Annotated in this window: 16 protein-coding genes and 1 pseudogene; 4 read left to right on the top strand and 13 right to left on the bottom strand. The window is 43.3% G+C overall.

The window, feature by feature from the left end:
- Positions 1 to 169: 169 nt before the first annotated feature.
- Both AB4517_RS05420 and AB4517_RS05415 read right to left on the bottom strand, forming a co-directional pair.
- Positions 170 to 973, bottom strand: coding sequence for a MetQ/NlpA family ABC transporter substrate-binding protein (locus AB4517_RS05420; RefSeq protein WP_017059075.1), 804 nt, complete (start codon positions 971 to 973; stop codon positions 170 to 172).
- Positions 974 to 1,304: 331 nt separating this feature from the next.
- On the bottom strand, positions 1,305 to 2,213 hold the full coding sequence (locus tag AB4517_RS05415; RefSeq protein WP_017059076.1) for a dienelactone hydrolase family protein: 909 nt from the start codon (positions 2,211 to 2,213) through the stop codon (positions 1,305 to 1,307).
- Between the two features lie 408 nt (positions 2,214 to 2,621).
- Between AB4517_RS05415 and AB4517_RS05410 the strand changes: the two genes are divergently transcribed.
- Positions 2,622 to 3,248, top strand: coding sequence for a type II secretion system protein (locus AB4517_RS05410; protein WP_372148018.1), 627 nt, complete (start codon positions 2,622 to 2,624; stop codon positions 3,246 to 3,248).
- An 11-nt stretch (positions 3,249 to 3,259) separates the two neighbouring features.
- Here the strand turns inward: AB4517_RS05410 and AB4517_RS05405 are convergent, their stop codons facing one another.
- Entirely contained in the window at positions 3,260 to 3,715 is a 456-nt protein-coding gene (locus tag AB4517_RS05405; RefSeq protein WP_017059083.1) for an Lrp/AsnC family transcriptional regulator, read from the bottom strand.
- Positions 3,716 to 3,857: 142 nt separating this feature from the next.
- Between AB4517_RS05405 and AB4517_RS05400 the strand changes: the two genes are divergently transcribed.
- Complete coding sequence (locus AB4517_RS05400) at positions 3,858 to 5,669, top strand: PLP-dependent transferase (RefSeq protein ID WP_372148017.1); 1,812 nt, start codon at positions 3,858 to 3,860, stop codon at positions 5,667 to 5,669.
- A 300-nt stretch (positions 5,670 to 5,969) separates the two neighbouring features.
- On the opposite strand, the gene AB4517_RS05395 is transcribed toward AB4517_RS05400, so the two are convergent.
- A complete protein-coding gene (locus AB4517_RS05395) occupies positions 5,970 to 6,533 on the bottom strand; it encodes a LysR substrate-binding domain-containing protein (protein WP_372148016.1) in 564 nt (187 codons plus the stop codon).
- Between the two features lie 132 nt (positions 6,534 to 6,665).
- Entirely contained in the window at positions 6,666 to 7,550 is an 885-nt protein-coding gene (locus AB4517_RS05390; RefSeq protein ID WP_372148015.1) for a LysR family transcriptional regulator, read from the bottom strand.
- Between the two features lie 164 nt (positions 7,551 to 7,714).
- Between AB4517_RS05390 and AB4517_RS05385 the strand changes: the two genes are divergently transcribed.
- Complete coding sequence (locus tag AB4517_RS05385; protein WP_017059088.1) at positions 7,715 to 8,215, top strand: nuclear transport factor 2 family protein; 501 nt, start codon at positions 7,715 to 7,717, stop codon at positions 8,213 to 8,215.
- A gap of 197 nt (positions 8,216 to 8,412) precedes the next feature.
- On the top strand, positions 8,413 to 9,159 hold the full coding sequence (locus AB4517_RS05380) for a nuclear transport factor 2 family protein (protein ID WP_372148014.1): 747 nt from the start codon (positions 8,413 to 8,415) through the stop codon (positions 9,157 to 9,159).
- Between the two features lie 156 nt (positions 9,160 to 9,315).
- Here the strand turns inward: AB4517_RS05380 and AB4517_RS05375 are convergent, their stop codons facing one another.
- The 8 genes and pseudogenes from AB4517_RS05375 to AB4517_RS05340 all read right to left on the bottom strand — a co-directional run bounded on the left by AB4517_RS05375 (position 9,316) and on the right by AB4517_RS05340 (position 17,344).
- Positions 9,316 to 10,458, bottom strand: a complete 1,143-nt coding sequence (locus AB4517_RS05375) for a diguanylate cyclase (protein WP_372148013.1) — start codon at positions 10,456 to 10,458, stop codon at positions 9,316 to 9,318.
- A 186-nt stretch (positions 10,459 to 10,644) separates the two neighbouring features.
- The gene (locus AB4517_RS05370; protein WP_017059092.1) at positions 10,645 to 10,893 is read right to left on the bottom strand and encodes a hypothetical protein; all 249 of its coding nucleotides are present in this window, start codon (positions 10,891 to 10,893) and stop codon (positions 10,645 to 10,647) included.
- A 379-nt stretch (positions 10,894 to 11,272) separates the two neighbouring features.
- Positions 11,273 to 12,442: an MFS transporter gene (locus tag AB4517_RS05365; protein ID WP_102333225.1), complete on the bottom strand. Its 1,170-nt coding sequence runs from the start codon at positions 12,440 to 12,442 to the stop codon at positions 11,273 to 11,275.
- A 128-nt stretch (positions 12,443 to 12,570) separates the two neighbouring features.
- Positions 12,571 to 13,182 (bottom strand): annotated as a pseudogene (locus AB4517_RS05360) (LysR family substrate-binding domain-containing protein); the annotation flags it as partial.
- Positions 13,183 to 13,351: 169 nt separating this feature from the next.
- A complete protein-coding gene (locus AB4517_RS05355; protein WP_017059095.1) occupies positions 13,352 to 13,531 on the bottom strand; it encodes a hypothetical protein in 180 nt (59 codons plus the stop codon).
- A gap of 63 nt (positions 13,532 to 13,594) precedes the next feature.
- Positions 13,595 to 14,320 (bottom strand): metallophosphoesterase, encoded by a 726-nt coding sequence (locus tag AB4517_RS05350; protein ID WP_029235480.1) that lies wholly within the window; start codon positions 14,318 to 14,320, stop codon positions 13,595 to 13,597.
- A 79-nt stretch (positions 14,321 to 14,399) separates the two neighbouring features.
- Positions 14,400 to 14,894 (bottom strand): YcxB family protein, encoded by a 495-nt coding sequence (locus AB4517_RS05345; protein ID WP_017059097.1) that lies wholly within the window; start codon positions 14,892 to 14,894, stop codon positions 14,400 to 14,402.
- 455 nt (positions 14,895 to 15,349) lie between these two features.
- Complete coding sequence (locus tag AB4517_RS05340; protein ID WP_372148012.1) at positions 15,350 to 17,344, bottom strand: choice-of-anchor X domain-containing protein; 1,995 nt, start codon at positions 17,342 to 17,344, stop codon at positions 15,350 to 15,352.
- Between the last annotated feature and the right edge of the window lie 4 nt (positions 17,345 to 17,348).

The raw sequence follows: 17,348 nt of genomic DNA, 5'->3' as shown, positions 1-17,348 counted from the left end.
ATGCTTACATAATCTGCTCTGACGATATGGTTTTCAACCTCCATTCAAGTAACTAAAGCTTTGCTCTCTAATTTGAAAAGAAGCTGGAATGCGTCAACGACAACCCGCCAACTCAAATCTGGCGTTGCTTTATGAGTATCATGCAACGCCAAATCTGAAACGATTTAGCTTAATTTGCGGCTTCGATGGTGCCTTTGAAAGTGCTGTCTAAAAAGTCATTGATCTCTTGTGAGTGGTAAATTGAGATAATCTTTTTATACGTTTCATTATTTTTGTCTTCTTCTCGCGCCGCAACAACCATCACTGCTAAAGGTGCGTCTTTTTTCTCTAAGTAAATGCCTTGTTTCTTAGGGTCGAGTCCAGCCGACATTACATAGTTCATGGTGATTGCAGCAGCATCTACATCGTCAAGAGAGCGGGGTAGCTGCGCGGCATCCACTTCAACAAATCGAATGTTCTTCGGGTTGCTAACAATATCGTTTAAAGACGCGTTGAAACCAGCGTTGTCTTTTAATGAGATCAGCCCTGCATCTTCAAGCAGTAATAGTCCACGCCCGCCATTCGTTGGATCGTTTGGAATCGCGATTCGAGCGTTTTCGGGAATAGAATCAAGCGAAGTGTACTTGTTCGAGTAAACGCCCATACGCATCAAAATTGAACGTCCGATAGAAACTAACTGGCTATCGTGATTGGCATTAAAGTTATCGAGGAATGGCTGATGCTGGTAACTGTTCAGTTGGATACTTCCATCATCTAATGCTGCGTTAGGGGTGATATAGTCTGAGAACTCGACGAGTTCAATGTTTATCCCTTGCTTTGCTGCTTCTTTGGCAACAGCTTGTACAACTTGTGCATGTGGGCCAACTGTCGCCCCAATCTTGATGACAGCCTCGTCTTTTTTTCCACATCCTGTTACACCGAATACGAAAGCTAATGCCAACAGGGATGCTGTGATTTTTTTGTAGCTGTTCATGATAACTCCATTTAATAAATAAAAGACATGTAGACGTCTAGCTATCTATATTATCTATTTGCGCGATCGGGTCAATAGGTTTGTTTGAAGCGAAGTTACATTGATGAGCGGTTAAGTCAGTGAATCAACGAGGCTTCTGTACGTGAGACTCGACCGACAATCCCCTTCTAACCCCCTTGGTTTACATCTCAAACCTATTGTTGGTAATGGGAAAAGGGAGGAACTGATTACCGACCAACAAAGGCCTCGCGAGTGCGAGGCCTTTTGGGTTTTGCAGGGAATAGGGCAGTCACTCGGAATCTAAAGAAAACGGGTTCAGTAAAGCTAACTATTAAGAAAGCTTTTGGTTAAAGAACTCAAGTGTACGTTTCCAAGCTAACTCTGCTTCTTCTTCAGCATAGCGGCCAGTTGAATCGTTATGGAAGCCATGGTTCACGCCGTCATAGATGTAAGCTGTGTAGTCTGCTTCGTTCTCTTTGAGTTCGGCTTCATAATCTGGCCAAGTCGCATTCACGCGTTTATCGATTCCCGCAAATTGGATGAGCAAGGGGCCTTTTACATTTTTTCTTAAATCTGGTGCGGCAGGAGTACCATAAAATGGAACGCCTGCATCGAGTTGCTCTGGCATGACAGCGGCCAACATATTCACGATATAGCCACCGAAGCAGAAACCGACTGCGCCTAGCTTACCGTTACTTTTTTCATGGGACTTCAAGAAGTTTGCCGCTGCGATAAAGTCTTCTTCGATTTTCTCTTTTGATAGCGACTTCTGCATCGTTCGACCTTCATCATCATTACCTGGATACCCGCCAAGCGAATAGAGTGCATCAGGTGCAAACGCAATAAACCCCGCCGCTGCGAGTCGTCTTGCCACATCCTTTATGTATGGATTGAGGCCTCTATTTTCATGAATGACCAATACAACAGGCGCATTGCCCTCTAACTCTTTGGGTACAACCAAGTAACCATAGCCTTCGCCGTGTCCTTTAGGTGAAGGAAACTTCTCGTAGGTTGCTTTGATGGAAGGGTCATTGAAAGAGACTTGCTCTGCCTGCGCATAATTAGGAATCAGTGCAGAAGTTAGCGTCGTCATGGTTAAGCCAAGTACAGCTAGCCCAGATAGACGAGCCATAAACTCTCTGCGATCAATCAGGCCGTGTGCATATTCGTCGTACCAATCAAATGCTTCTTGAGGGATAGATCGAGTCGGCGTTGATTGAGATTCGGTATTTGGATTCATAACTTTTCCTTGTTGTGAGTTGTTTGACCAATCAACTATAGTGGAAAATTTGATATAATTGAACGATCGCTCAATAACTTTTGAGCTATTTGTTATATCAAAGTACAAAAATTAGATGACAGTCCGATAAAACGATCACTTCGAATCGATTTCCATCGCTTTGGTTTGTTTTACGGAGCAATTCAATACAAGGTTGATTTGAGGGTTAAGTCAGTGAAGTCGGGTGTGATGATTGTTTGTTTTTAGGGAGGCTCTAAATCGAAGTTGGGCACATTAGAGCTAGGCTTATTTTCCGCAGACATGGACAAGTAAGTTTCAATGCAAAACGCTTGATTTTACTCTGGTATAATCTTTCTCATAGGGACGACCTTAGCGTTATCAGAACCTTCTTGATGAGAGATAAAATAGATGTTGAAACTTCTGCGTCAGATAGAAAAATGGAAACTTGCATCGTTTAGTTTACTCATGCTCATTGCCGCATTTTTTATCTACAACCAGATCGGTAATCGTATTTCCCGTGTCGATGAGGCAACATTTTTGATCGGGCAACTGAATACTGTCTTGGATGCAGCGGAGCAATATTCTCATGACAATGGCTCTTTACCTCCAATTACTTCCGATACCGACACGAACTTCGGCTACTTAAACATCAATCACTTAATTGCAAATCCGGGCTTATCAACATGGCGAGGACCATATCTACCTTATGGCGATACATGGATAGGTGGTGATCAGTACATCGATCACCCAGATTACATAGCAACGCAATTACTGCTTAAGGAAAAGGGCAGCCAATGGGCACGAGGAAGCTCCGAGACAGGTTGTGAATCGTCATCATCCACTTGCTCTGTTGCAGCTTGTATATGGTTGGTACCAACAAAAGTCGCACAAGAAATTAATAAGATTGTGGACGGCAGTTCGAGTATAGAAAGCTCAGATGCGACAGGAAAAATACGTTACGAAAAAGCTTTTGGTGGCGCTCTTATCTGTATGATTGGAGATGATTATCCAATGCCTTCAGCACAGACAAATTAAGTCGTTTCTAATTACCTCACTGGCAACTTGGTCTTAGTTTTTACCTGACCGAAGGCGAAGCTGGATTCAATAGAAGCAATATTAGGCAGGCGAGTTAGTTGTTTACGGATGAACTGCTCGTAGCTTTTTAGCGATTCACTGACTACATGCAATAGGTAGTCGTGATTGCCCGTCATCAGAAAACACTCTAACACCTCGTCAATCACTTCAATGTGCTGCTCAAAGTCTCGCATGTTCTCTTCTGTCGGCTTTTCAAGTTTCACCAACACAAACACATTGACTGGCAGGCCACACGCTTCTTGGTCGACACTGGCGTGGTAACCACGAATTATCCCTTGTTTCTCTAATGCTCGAACTCGGCGTAAGCAAGGAGAGGGCGACAGTGCTACTCGATCGGCCAACTCTTGATTAGACAGCCGAGCGTTGTTTTGCAGTTCAGCCAGTATTTTCTTGTCGATCTCGTCCATTGGCATAATCCATCAATATTGAATTTAGTTTGGCAATATTATTGCTCAAAGTGTATGTCTTACTTCGCAAATAGCAATTTTTAACATCTGCCCAAAACTAAAATTAAAGAAGGAACAACAAGCATGGAATGACTTAGGAATTATGAATACTTCAACTCAACTTAGCCCGCTGCGTAAAACCACCAAACACGAACAAGCAGAAGCTCTTGCCGTTGAGCAAGCAAAGCATTTTGGTATCGACCCAAATAGCGATTACGGCATCACGCTGATTGAACTGGCGACGACACTGTACCAAGCCAATACCAAGACACACGATCTTTGGGCATTGACGGTTGATGGACTTTCAGAGCTCGATAAAAGTGACCGAATCGCTTGGTTTAACGCCAAACGTTTTTTGTCATTCCAGATCGCTAAGATCCTCGATAATCTGCAAAACCCAATGCGCGCCACTTACCAGTCTATTGCCACCAATAATGGTAATTTTGCGTCTAAAGGTGCGTATCCAATTTTCGATAATGTCGCTGCTATATTTTCTGCAAGCCCTGTGATTACACGTACCGCGACCTATTTGTTTGCGTGTACAGAATGGATTGAAGATGCGTTTAACGGTAAAGAGCCGTTGCACGATATATATTCTCGACTGCTTAACCCTACATCGATTTCACTGGCTAACCATATGGTTGATATCGAGGCAGGCTCTAGAGCCAACGAATACCTCGCATGGAACTTTAACTCGGGTATGGCGGCTATTGATGGGTTGTTGAGCCACTTGCTCGGGCATGAAGACATTGTTTTGGCTTCACGCAATATCTACGGTGGTTCTTACCAGCTGTTGGAAGATTGGTTTGGAAAACCTTCTAATCTGAATGTCGCGGTAGAGTGGGTGGATGGTTACTCCGGTGATGAGTTTGCGACGCGCCTTGATGAGGTTGCTGATAAATACGCAGATCGCATCGCTGCAGGTAAGAAAATCTACGTTTACCTAGAGTCACCGTGTAACCCGCATGGATACGTGTTGGATGTTGCTAGCATCAGTAAAGCTGGTCACTCTCGTGGTTGGGATGTGATTGTTGACTCAACAGTGGGTACACCATTGTTGCACCCAGTACTAAAACGTGACGATGTGATGGAAAGACCAGATTATGTGATTCACTCCTACACCAAAGAACTGGCGGGTTCTGGCACCACAACTGCTGGGGTTGTGATTGGTCGCAATGAGACTATGTTTGTGCCAAAAGGAGAGGAGGTCACTTTCACCAAGCCCAACGGTGATGAGGCCAAAATCCTATGGAACGAAACGCTGTTTTGGAATGTGTACTACATTAAGGGTGCATTCCTAGATGCAGATAAAGCGTTTGAAGTGCTCAATGGTATGAAAACGTATGAGATGCGAGTGGTGCAAAAAACGATTAATACACTGACTCTCGCGAAGATCTTTGATGCTCACCCAGACATCAATGTGTCGTGTCCTGCTTTGCCAGATAGTGATAACTATGAACACTGCCAGAACAACATGTACTTGGGGCTACCAGCGGCGCTTTTCACTATCGATATGGAAGGTAACGGCGATCGTGCGCCAATCAATCGTGATGGGTTTAAACAGTTCTTCGACATGCTTGAGCCCGCTATCGGCATGCAAGTGAGCTTAGGGCAAACCAACACCGTGGCGCTGTGCCCAGCACTGACTACGCACTCAGAACTCAGTGATGAAGCGCTCAATGAAGCAGGCATCAAACCGACCACAATGCGTATCTCTATCGGCTTAGAAGATCCTCGAATGTTCATTGCTCATATTGTCGAGGCGGCTAAATTGTCGATTGACCGCAACCACGTAGATTTCTCATCCAGCTTCCCGAGTGGTGACAATATCGATGAAATCTATATGCAAACTTATATGGATGTACACCAGAGGTTTGTGAAAAGCTTGCCGAAGTTCAGTCAGTTGAGTCAGTAACTTAGGTCAGTAAGGAAAGCTAACAAGAGAAGTCAGCGAAGTAGGTTAGCTGTAAACGTTAAATGAAAAACGTAAGGCCTCGCATGTACGAGGCCTTTTGGTTTTCGAGTAATAACATAAACCAATCTAGAATAAATCTTAGAAAAATGCATCGATGAATCACCTAATAGCCTTTAACTCGTAGAATATGGGTAATTCATTTCTTATAACATAAGGCAAATATGAGTGGAAAAAGTAGTTTTTTGGACAACACTGATGTTGAGCACTTTTTCCACTCAATGAAGCTGCAATTAACGTTGGCTAGGGTCCTTTAATTAAAGACGCTATCGCCCCAAAACTCGGCGCACTAGCCACGATTTTTCTCTTCACTCCTCGTTTTTTAAGTATTGTGTCTATCTCGGTTTGGTGAGAATGCTCAAAAGACATGATGGCGTGAGGTTTGGAGCAATATTGCTCTATCGTTGTTGGCGGTGTTTGCTTTTGAGGATTGTAAAAACCGACCTCTTGGTCAGAAAACAACTTAGTTTGAATTAAATCCGACTCGTTACTCATTAGTTCAGGTGACAAAACAAAATCTACATCGCCAGACCGAAATAATGAAGCCCACTGAAGTTGAGTTCTGGCTGGAGCTATGTGCAGCGAACTCATCGGCGCTGCTTTCTGGAAATCATGAAACATAGGTTTTATAACGGTTTCTATTTCATAGTCGTTAGCCGCGATGGAAAAAACTTTATCATCTATTAGTGGGTTGTATTGTTGTGAGCTTGCGAAGGCTTGCATCGCTATTACGATTTCTCTGGCTTTTTCAATAAGTTCTCCCGCCTTTGGCGTAGGCGCGATGCCTCTTCCTGAAGTGACAAACAATTCATCTTTTACTATTTTGCGCAGTTGGTTAAGCCCATGGCTAACTGTTGATTGAGTAACCCCATACTATCCGCTGCCTTTGTTACTGATTGGTGTTCGTAAGCCTAATGGTGAAGAGCCGGCACTCGTTCTCTAATAATCAAATCCGGCCAACCGATTATGGTCTGATTTGATTGCGCCTTTCATAAAATTAAAAAATGCTTTTACTTTGGCTGAATCTTCTAAATCTTTATGAGTCATCATCCATAGGTCTGTATTTTGGTGCATCACTTCCATATCTACTCTTTGCAGAGTTCCCTTACTGTTACCTAAAAAGCAGGGTAAGTAGGCTAACCCCATCTGATTTTCAGCCGCGATGATCAGGGGCTCAAAAGAGTCGGCTTTCATGACAATTTTGTCTTCCGAAATCAGTTCAGAAACCTGTAGCGAAGCACTGCCTCTATGCATCATTAACCAAGATGCAGACTTTAAGGGGTGCTTACTCTTAAGGCCATTTATATATTCTGGCGATCCGTAAACACGAAAGGCAATTTTACTTAACTTGGTCCCAACTAAATGGGCTGGCAACTCATTTGCCGGGCGAATCGCGATATCTGCATCTAGGTGTGAAATATCCAATTGACGAGATGTGAGGCTGAGTTCTAACTGAATTTTTGGATAAAGCCGATGAAAAGCAGCCAAATGAGTACCCAGAATGAGGCGAGATAACGCATCGGTCGTCGTTATTCTTAGCGTACCTTCTAGCTTCAATTCCTGTCCAAAAACCTTGTGCTCCAATTCTCTTACTGTGGATTCGATAGCGAGAGCTGACTCCAGAAGCTTTTGCCCTTCAACCGTTAGTTTGTATCCGGTAGGAAGTTTATGGAAAATTCGTAATTTGTGACGATACTCAAAGGTGTCAATACGACGTAAAACGGTGCTGTGGTTTACACCAAGTGCTCTTGCCGCGGCCGACAGGGATCCTTCATTCGCCACTGTTAGAACATATTGCAGGTCATCCCATCTTATGTTGTGCATTTGCGCATATCCAACGTGTTCAATTAGTGAGTTTACCAAAAATTTAGCACAGCTATAGTTATCTCAACAAGGCAACAAACAGAACTGAAGTTCAAAGCATGCACTGATGGCACTTTTAATCTCCCACGCATTGAGCTTCAAAATTGACAATCAGGAGAAAGAAAATGTTAAAGAAAAATCTACTTATCGGTCTAGCGAGTCTTCTGGCTTTCTTTCAATTCACTCCAGCCCTTGCAGATGAAACAAAAGCAGTCGATTCAGCAAAGACACTAGAAACGGCTCAAGCATTCTTATGGGCGGCAGGCTCAGGTGATATGGCAAAACTCGAGTCATTAATGGCCGATGATTTTGTCTGGCACAACGAAGGTGACGCCGACATCCCTTGGATCGGTAACTGGGAGTCAAAAGAAAAAGTGCTCAACACTTTCTTTCCTCTATTTGGCGCAGGTTTGAAAGTCACAAGCTGGTCAACAGACTATAGTTTTGTAAACGGCGACCAAGCAGTATTCATGGGCAGCATGAGTGCCATTGCGAATGAATCTGGTGTAGACACGGGTAAATTCAGCTGGGCGGTTCGAGTTCAGGTTGAAGATGGCAAAGTGAAGAGTTGGAACTGGTTTGAGGATAGCTACGCAGTATCTAAGGCTTATCACGCCAAACAGTAACCACAGTGACCAATTAGGTTGTAAAGGCTCGATATGCTGTAGACGTATATCGAGCTTAACTTGGTTTTGAATAGCGACGCGAAGAGCCTACTCAACAATCCGACAGTTAAAAGGACACCTGAGACAATCTAGTTCTGAGTTTCAGTGTACGAGCCAAATAACGTACTTTGGCACTATTAAGTTTGGAGAAACTATCTATGAGCAATAAGCTAGCGAATGCGACTAATCTGTATATGGAAGGTATCCGAGATGGTCATGCATTAGAGGCGGTAACGAAGTACACCGGTCAACGTTATACTCAACATAGCACTGGGGTTCGCAACGGTATTGATGGTTTTGTTGAGTTCTTCGAACCGTTCTTAAAACGCTGCCCTGTTAGAGACATAAAGATCATACGTTCAATCGTCGATGGCCAATTCGTGTTTGTTCAAGCATTCCAAGATATTAATAATGGCGAATATAAGTGGGTGACTACGGATCTATTCGATACCGATAATGACGATAAAATTATTGAACATTGGGATGTGATTTCTGCCTTCGAAGCTCAACCGACGGAAGGGGAAGGTCGACTGCAAGGGCCAATCAATCATACTGACTTAGATAAAACAGAGGAGAATAAGAACCTTATCCGTGATTTTTTATGTGATGTCATGGTACTAGGGCAGAAAGACAAGCTATCAAAGTATCTCCAGCACGAAGAGCTAGCCGTTTATCAAGCCTCAGATGTGAGCCCTTTAGATAGCTATATTGGTGGCTATGACCAAGTGTTCAAGATTGTCGGTCAAGGTAACTTCGTAGCAGCTTACAACCGAGTTATTGATAATGGTCTCGAGGTTGCGCGTTTTGATCTATTCCGAGTTGAGGGAGGTCAAATTAAAGAGATATGGGTAAACCAAGAGCCCGTGCCACCAAAAGCAGAATGGGTAAATGGCGGAAAATTCTAGAGTTGCTTTAAGGGAGTTACGCCAATAATGCTATCGCTAAAACAAACCGAAAAAGCGCATCCTTGCTAACCTTACTGGTTGTGTGTGTTTAACCTCTTGAATCTTAGCCAACATGTTTTGTGATGGAAGAGTATTTACACTGTTTTACAACTCGCCTTAACGCTCAACAATGCAATCGCGCCCTTGAGATTTTGCGTCGTAGAGGGCGTTATCCGCTCTTTTAATTAATGAATTCCAGTCATCGTTTATGAGGGCTTGAGTCACTCCAATGCTGACAGTATACGTGCCAGAAGAGAGCTCTTGATTGGAGTTGTGTTTTGCGTGGTTTCTTATTCTTTCAGCTATCTGCATTGCTTGAACTTTATTCGCTCTAGGTAACATGACAACAAACTCTTCTCCACCATAGCGAAAACAGAAATCGCTTGTGCGGCATGTATCTTCAAGAATTTGACCAAAGTGCTTAATCACATCATCTCCCTTGTCATGACCATAGGTATCATTAATTTTTTTGAAGTGATCTAGGTCGGCAATCAGTACAGAAATGTCACTCTCTCGGCCTGGTTGAACAAGCTTGGGTATCAGTTCTGCTAGGCCTCTACGGTTATAAAGGCCGGTTTGTTCATCAGTGATCGATGAACGATAGGTCTGCTTCAACAAACGATCAGTTAAGATCCAAAACACTGAAAATGCGAGGTTAACAATTGTGATTGTCATGATAACGAAAGACAATTTACGAATATCTGATATCAGGTAATAGTTCGAATTCGTTCCTTTGGTATGAGCAAGTACGCCCCTAATTGCCATATAGAGAATGTTGATAAACAGGGTCAGATTCAACAGACACTTTGCTTCTCTGTTATCGTGCTTTTCCCCTGAATAGTTTGCACAGAGGGCTAAGATACATATCGTCACAACGAGAATACTTCGAGCCTCGATCCTAGAAGTTACAGAAGGCGCAATTAGGGCGCTATAAAGGAAGAAGCTAATGCCAAGGGAGCTAATGATGATTGATATTACGAGAAAAGATCGACTTGCTCCGCGTAACACGGTTATACCGACGAGTAACAAACCAAAAGCCGTTGCGTATGCACCATTGGAAAGAAAAACAATGGATTCTGAAGATTGAGTAACGCCGAACGAAAGCGGGGTAACACTGGCTCCTAACAGCAAAGCAGCATAAGCAATATAATTTACCCCTAACGTGGTGCCTGCGAGTATATATTTATGCGTTAACAACATAGCACTCGCAACCGTAGCTGCTAACAAAGAGGTATATATAGCTAAGGTGTGTACATCCATGAAATCACCAACAGCGTAAAAATGAACTCTCTCAATTCAGTATTGCGCAATTTGTATTATGAATGTTTAGTAGTTAATCATTATTAAACTATATGCTGATGCAGATCGATTTTTGCTCAGGTGCATTTGTAAGCGTAGGGCAAGGTGCGAGTTATTCAGGAGCCTAACCTTAGCTTTGTTATACCTTTATTTTAAATTCTCTAAGCCCGATGTATCGACGCCTTTTAAGGTGTCTTTTGCTACTTCATCTAAATCCGTCGTTGTCGATTTTTGAGGATAACCAGCAGCGGCACCTTTACCGATCGCTGTTGCTTCTGCTTGTAGCTTTTTCCCCTCAGACTCACCCGCGATCCAGCCTTGCTTGTAGTCACTGTCTGATTCAAAACGCTTTCCATCTTTTATGTAGTTTTCGAAGCTATTGCCGCTTTCTTGCATGCCGCTATGCCTACCGTCATGAAAACCTTGTATGTAAGAGGTGTTGTGACCACTCTCAATCAAAGCACTATCACTTGTTCCGCATCCGGACAAAAGAAAAACCAATAAGATTAAAAAACAGTTTATTCATACTCAAAGCCTCGGAACTCAGTCGTCTAAATGATAAGAATAGACCAAGATCATCTCGCAAAGGCATAACAGCGCTCTAGGCGGGAAAGCTTGTTTGAGAATCATGATATTCAAAACTTGAGAGAGTAGAGTTACTACTGCCTTATTAGATCTAGAACGATAGCAAATCACTGGGTGGTAATTTGCTATCAATTACAGAGTGAATATCCGTTGTGCATATTGGTAAGTTCAAGAATTAAGACGAGGTGACTTATTGCTTATTTGAACGGTTAACGATAAAACTCAATATCACGACTGCAATACTAAAGCCCACAACACCAATCCAACCCGCACGTTCAAATACCTGAATTCCCACAAATGAACCAAACGCACCACCGAGATAGTAGCCAAGCATATAGATTCCGTTGATACGACTTTGAGCTTGTGGGTCAATTGAGAATACGCGTACTTGGTTCGATACTTGAGCGCTAAATACCCCAAGGTCGATGAGAATGATACCGACGATCAATCCAGCCAATGTGTCAGCGAAAAGCCCCGATATAATAAAACCAGCAGTAATAATAACTAACGCCATACTGATCATGTTTCGAGAGCCAAACTTGCTCACCAGTGACCCTGAAACTTTTGCTCCAATGACTCCAGCAAGAGCAATAACACCAAACATTCCTGCCTGTTGTGCATTGTAGTTAAACGGAGATTCACTGACATGCAGAGCTAACGTCGCCCACAGCGCATTGAACGAAGCAAACCAAAGCGCGCCAGTTAAAGCGGAAGTACGCAGTGTCGCATGCTGCTTGATTAACGTGGCCATGCTCGCAACCAGTTTAAGGTAAGGTATTTTCGTTGTCGGCGTGTTCGTCGGTAAAAAGGCATACAGCAACACACCAAAGACCATCGCAATAATTGCTGACATCATAAATACCGCGCGCCACCCAAACTGCTCACCGATGAACCCACTGAGTGTACGCGAAAGCAAGATGCCCACAGTTAGGCCTGTCATTAATGTGCCAATGACTTTTCCTTTCGTTTCTGGAGTACTTAGTGACGCTGCAAATGGAATCAGCTGCTGAGTGATGTTGGCACTCAAACCAATCGCAAAACACGCAACAACCAGAGCCACTAAGCTAGATGCAGTAAACGCGACAAAAGATGACAACACCAACATGACAGACAAGATCGCTATTAGGCGTCTGCGGGGTAACGTGTCTCCTAAGGGCGATAAGAATAGCAATGCCACGGCATAACCAATCTGACCGGCAGCTGGCACTGCGCCTAGCTGTTCGCTTGTTAACCCTAGCTCTGCGCCGATCTTAGGTAAGATGGGTTGGTTATAATAAAGGTTTGCAGCAGTTGCCGAGACTGCGCTCGACATCAGTAATAAACGTCCTGTGCTCAACACTTCTGTAGTCAATTTTGACATGGTGACACCTTAACTTTGGTTCATCGTTTTAATGAATGATTTCGATGAGCTAAGTCTAAGGTTAGCGATTGAATAACAAAAATAACCATTTGATTTAAATTCTATACGAATATGGTATAGATAACTTTCTAAGCCATGTTTTGTTGAATCGCCTCAATTTCACTCTGTACGACAGCAACAAAGACACTGGCTGTAGGGGATAGAGTATGCGAATGGTGTGTCATCACTAATGGCATTTGTACGTCCACAGATTCAAGATTAACAAATACACATCCCTCACTGCGTAAATCACGAATTGCATGCGGTGCGATAGATACACCTAAGCCAGAAGAGACTTGGGTTAACACGGTTTGCATGTTGTTGGGTTGTTTTTTTATATTTGGAGAGAATCCAGATAGGTCACATTGAGTAATGATGGAGTCAAATAATCCTACCGCTTGTTCACGTTCAAATAAGATGAAAGGGTCTTGCTGCAGTTGTTTCATTTGAATGGTGGAGTATTTAGCCAACTCGTGGGTGACGGGCAAAACAGCAACAAGCTTATCTGTATAAATCGTCACCGAGGTGTAATCATCAACAAGCAGGTTCGGCAGTGGGCGAGAGAAGCTAATATCGATCTCTCGTTTGTCCAGAGCTTCGATCTGTTCAGAAGCCGTCATCTCAACAAGATCAACATCAATATTGGGGTTTTCAGCAATATACTGTCGAACTAAACGAGGCAAAAAGCTCAGAGTTGCGCCTATATTGCTTTTATTATCAATCACAAAGACCTTGCTAGCAAACCTTAGGGTAATAACGTTTGCAAGGCTCTGGTCACTTGTGAGAGTGGGGCGATAATCCTACGTATTCAGCTTTCAAACTTTCAAACTTTCAAGCTTTCTGTTTTCTAGATAATTCTTTTTCAAACTTTTAGTTTTCGAGCTCTTCGTTTTCGAGATTGCGCCGAACTAAATCGTGCATTTGTTTTACAGTCATCAGTGCTAACCAGGTAATTTCTTCTACTGAACGTTGACCCGTTGTGGAAGTTGGGTTGTGGGCTTCAATCACAGATTGATAAATTGAATCGCCGCAAGCCTCTTCTATTGGCATAGCTCTATATAGTTTGGTTTATTTGAAAGCTAATCTATGAGGTTTAAGACAGTAAGATAGGGTTCAAAAATAGACAGCTTGGTAGTTGATGGAATCAGTACAGAACGAGATTCGACTTAATCCTATCTTCTCGCTGCGATTGTATTCATTGATCGAGTGGTCAAAGCCATAGGCTGTCGACGGGGCCATATATTGAGTTATGCCTTGCTGTGTCGCTGTTATTTCATCATGGCCATGACCGCAGAACACGTCACGAACGCGATATTTTCGAAGCACTTTCATCACATCAGTATCGTTCTCTAGGCGGATCGCTTTCATCCAATCTGCACCGACTGGAATGACAGGGTGGTGAACAACCACGATAGGATCATTGGCCTTTCTCAATTGTTGTTTTAGCTGAGCCATGCCGCGGTTATCAATACGCCCTGAACCAAGTGGGTGGCGGCTGTCTAGCGGCTTGAAGCTTGAGTCTAGGAACACAAACTCTCGTTCACCGATGGTGGCTTTGTCGGTGACATAAATCGTCGAGCCTTTTAGCTCTGTGCGCATTAAGCGAGAGTCATCATGATTACCCGCAATCACGTAAATGGATTGGTCGCTAATGTGTTGCCTAATGAATGCCTCTAATCGAACGTAGTCGCCAGACTTTGGGTTACAACAAATATCACCAGTCAGAAAGATGGTCTTGCATGCCGTGTCTTTGTTGACGTATTCCAGTGCTCTGCGCAGGTTCTCATAGCTGGATTCATCGGAAAGGTGGCAATCACTGATTTGGTACACGGTATTCATTGTTATTGTCCGGTAATTCGATACGTAGAATTAAAAGTGATAGAAAAATGCCTGCTAAATCAGCAGGCATTTATTGGTGTTATTTCGCTTTTGATGCGGCGTGGTGTTCAATCATGAAGGCAATAGCTTCATCGTTTAAACAAGATTTACTCACATATTGGCGCTGTTTACCGATATGCAGGATAAAACCAAGATCGGTCTGCTCAAGTTGGTCGATGTCACTCCACGCGATGGTGTTGGTCGCTTTGTGGTTTTTGTAACTTACTCCGTTAGCGTCACCTTGAAAGACAATTTTGCTGCCTGCGCCTGAGCTGATTTTTTGTCGCCATAACCACCAGGTTCTTTTGCAGTACACACTGAATGCTTCAATCACACTCAAAACAATAAAGAACCAGCCAACATAGCCGTTAGGTAATAGTTCAAACTCCAGCAGAACCACACCAAAAATAAGAAACAGTATTCCTTTTAAGTAGGCTTTGGGAAATTGAGTCGGAAGGCTAGTTTGATCATAACACTCCGCGAAAAACGTCTTGTCGAGTTTGTATTCTGTAGTGAAACCGGGTTCTTTAGACATGTGAGGCTACTTTATGGTTCTCTGTGAATGGGCTGTCAGTGGGCAGGTGTCCCACGCTGCAATTTTGCAACTTGATTATTGTATCGCTTCTCACTGTTTTTATTTAGATATTTTGGCTCTGTTTTGTAAATCGATGATACTTAACGGGTCTATTCTAACTTTAGCTATCAGACTAGTGTAGGGGCATCTTTAAAGTCACCTAAAAAATTGGTGATGGGATGGATAGACCTGTGGAGTCACCCGGTTGTTGGGACTACTGGCATTTTTGGATAAAACTTCGATCTCATTTTGTTGGTTGATGGAGTCTATAGTGATTAGTGTGCTTTATCACTGCTGTTGAGGGTGCTCTAACAGAATAAATATATGAAGCTTGCAAAGTTCATCACCGTTCACTCTGAGAGGCCATACCCAAAGCGATACCTTGGGCATGGCCTTATTCTATTTCAGTTTTAGGATCAGTACTCGATGAATAATGACACCTGCTTAACGTTAATGAAGAAACTTCTTTCATAGGGAGAAGAGGTAAGAGCAATATCTAGTTTGTTCAACCCAGACACTCTCTTCTCATTTAATGCTTCTAATAGTTTAGAGTTGGTAAACCTAAGCGTTTGACCTGCTTCTACGTTGTTGAATGTAGTAAGTGGATTACTCCATGCTGCACATATTGTAAAAGACTCACAGAACGTGTCGTAATCCAGTGTGTTTGGAGACCAAGTTTGATTAACGATATGCGCAGTCACATTGTTGAATGGAAATTGAAGGGTTGAATCTCCGAAATCAACAATAAGCGTTGCCTGTTTAATTTTCCCTCGAACCTCACTTAAGTCAAAACTCGCTAGTGTTTCGTAGTCGTATGGGATTGAAGCCCCCGCTCTCAAGTAACCACCGACACGATGTTGCGTGACTTGTGTTGCCGGGGTTGCTTGCCAGTTTTCTCTTTCCAAACCGAATAGGTTAGAGGGGAGGGTCACATTCACTGGCGGACTGAAATCAGAGGCTTGGTATGGTGGAGTTTGACCGAGAACTCCTTGTCGATAGGAGTCAACGCCACTGTAGATTAGCAGTGCGTTCAGTTCATAAGGACCATCGGCTTGCTTAAACGTGTCACCAGGAACGGTAAACTTGATGGTGTTTTCGGCAGCCTCAAGCGGTTCTTGGAAACTCACTAGCTCTAAATACTCTCCGGCTGCACCAACGATATTTACCGAACCTGTGTAAGTTCCACTGCGCGTAACATGGATAGGAAACTCAAAACTCAGCGAATCAATGTAGGTTCCATCTTGCGACATAGTCGGTGTAGTGACTAAACTCCCCGTGACTTCAATCGGTTCGCGGCAACGCTCAAAAGATGCTAAATCAATAAATTCTTCAAACTGAATTCGAGGGGCTGAAATTCGTATGTCATCTTGAGTGATTGCGTAGATGATCGTCGGGTTGGAGGTCAAAGTAGACGCTGAATCAAACGCGCCAAAAATATCTTCAGTTGAGTACTGTAGAGTGACGATTTGCTTCGCAGGTTTGAGTTGCAGACGTTTGCTTGTGTTGAGCTCGTCAATTCCATCGGTGAGGTAACCATGAATGGCAAAATCCCCCGCGGATTTAACATCAAGTTCCAAGCGCTGCTCTAAGGCAATAACACAGCCTTCAGAGGAAAACAGTGGAGCGAGTGAGAGGCTGACAAATTCAATGTCAGAGGGTAGTACGTGGATTTTTTTACTTGTCTGGCGAGTGATAGTTGTTCCATATTCTTCAAAAGACGTTATGCCTTCAATTAGATAATCCCCTTCAGCGGGTGGAACGAAAATATTGCTGTAGACACCATCTTTAGCAATAGCATCGAAATTGACACCCTCATCTTTAAGCGTCAGGCGTGTTTTTATTCCAGCTTCATCAATGATCACTGCGCTGGTTTGGGCACCTGTGATTGGATTCCCTTTGTTTGTCAGTAATGCAGAAACGGGAACTGGTTCACCGACCACAAATTGGTTTGCAGCTATCGCCATGCCAAACGCAATAGGGGATTGGATCGCAACCTGAGCAATAATTACTGTGTTGTAACTTGGGTTTGGAAAATCAACGACGATCTTCCATTCGCCAGGTTCAGGGTTAGTTACTTCAGGCAAAAATAAATAGCTGCCCGGTAGCGGCGGACTTTGTGTGTCACCTGAAAGTATGTTCGCTTGCACATCATTGGATGATGTTGCGACTTGCCCGTTAGGCTTGACTAAATATACGGTTGCATCATCCAACGGCACGATGATTTCTGCTTTTAGGGCTTCCGCTTTGTCGATGGTAAATAGCATTGTGACTTCGTTATCGTTACTAGTCACTGGTTGAGATAGTGTCGTGCTTGTACTCATCCCAACGGGTATTGCATTACTGGCGATAGCCGGTGTGATGAAGGTACAGAAAAGACTGAACACCATCACTAATTGCTTGATGAATTTCATTGTG

The sequence above is a fragment of the Vibrio sp. 10N.222.52.C3 genome (assembly GCF_041474195.1).
GTDB lineage: Bacteria > Pseudomonadota > Gammaproteobacteria > Enterobacterales > Vibrionaceae > Vibrio > Vibrio crassostreae_C.
Note: the sequence above shows the minus strand (reverse complement) of the source record. Positions and strands in the feature narration are given on the sequence as shown.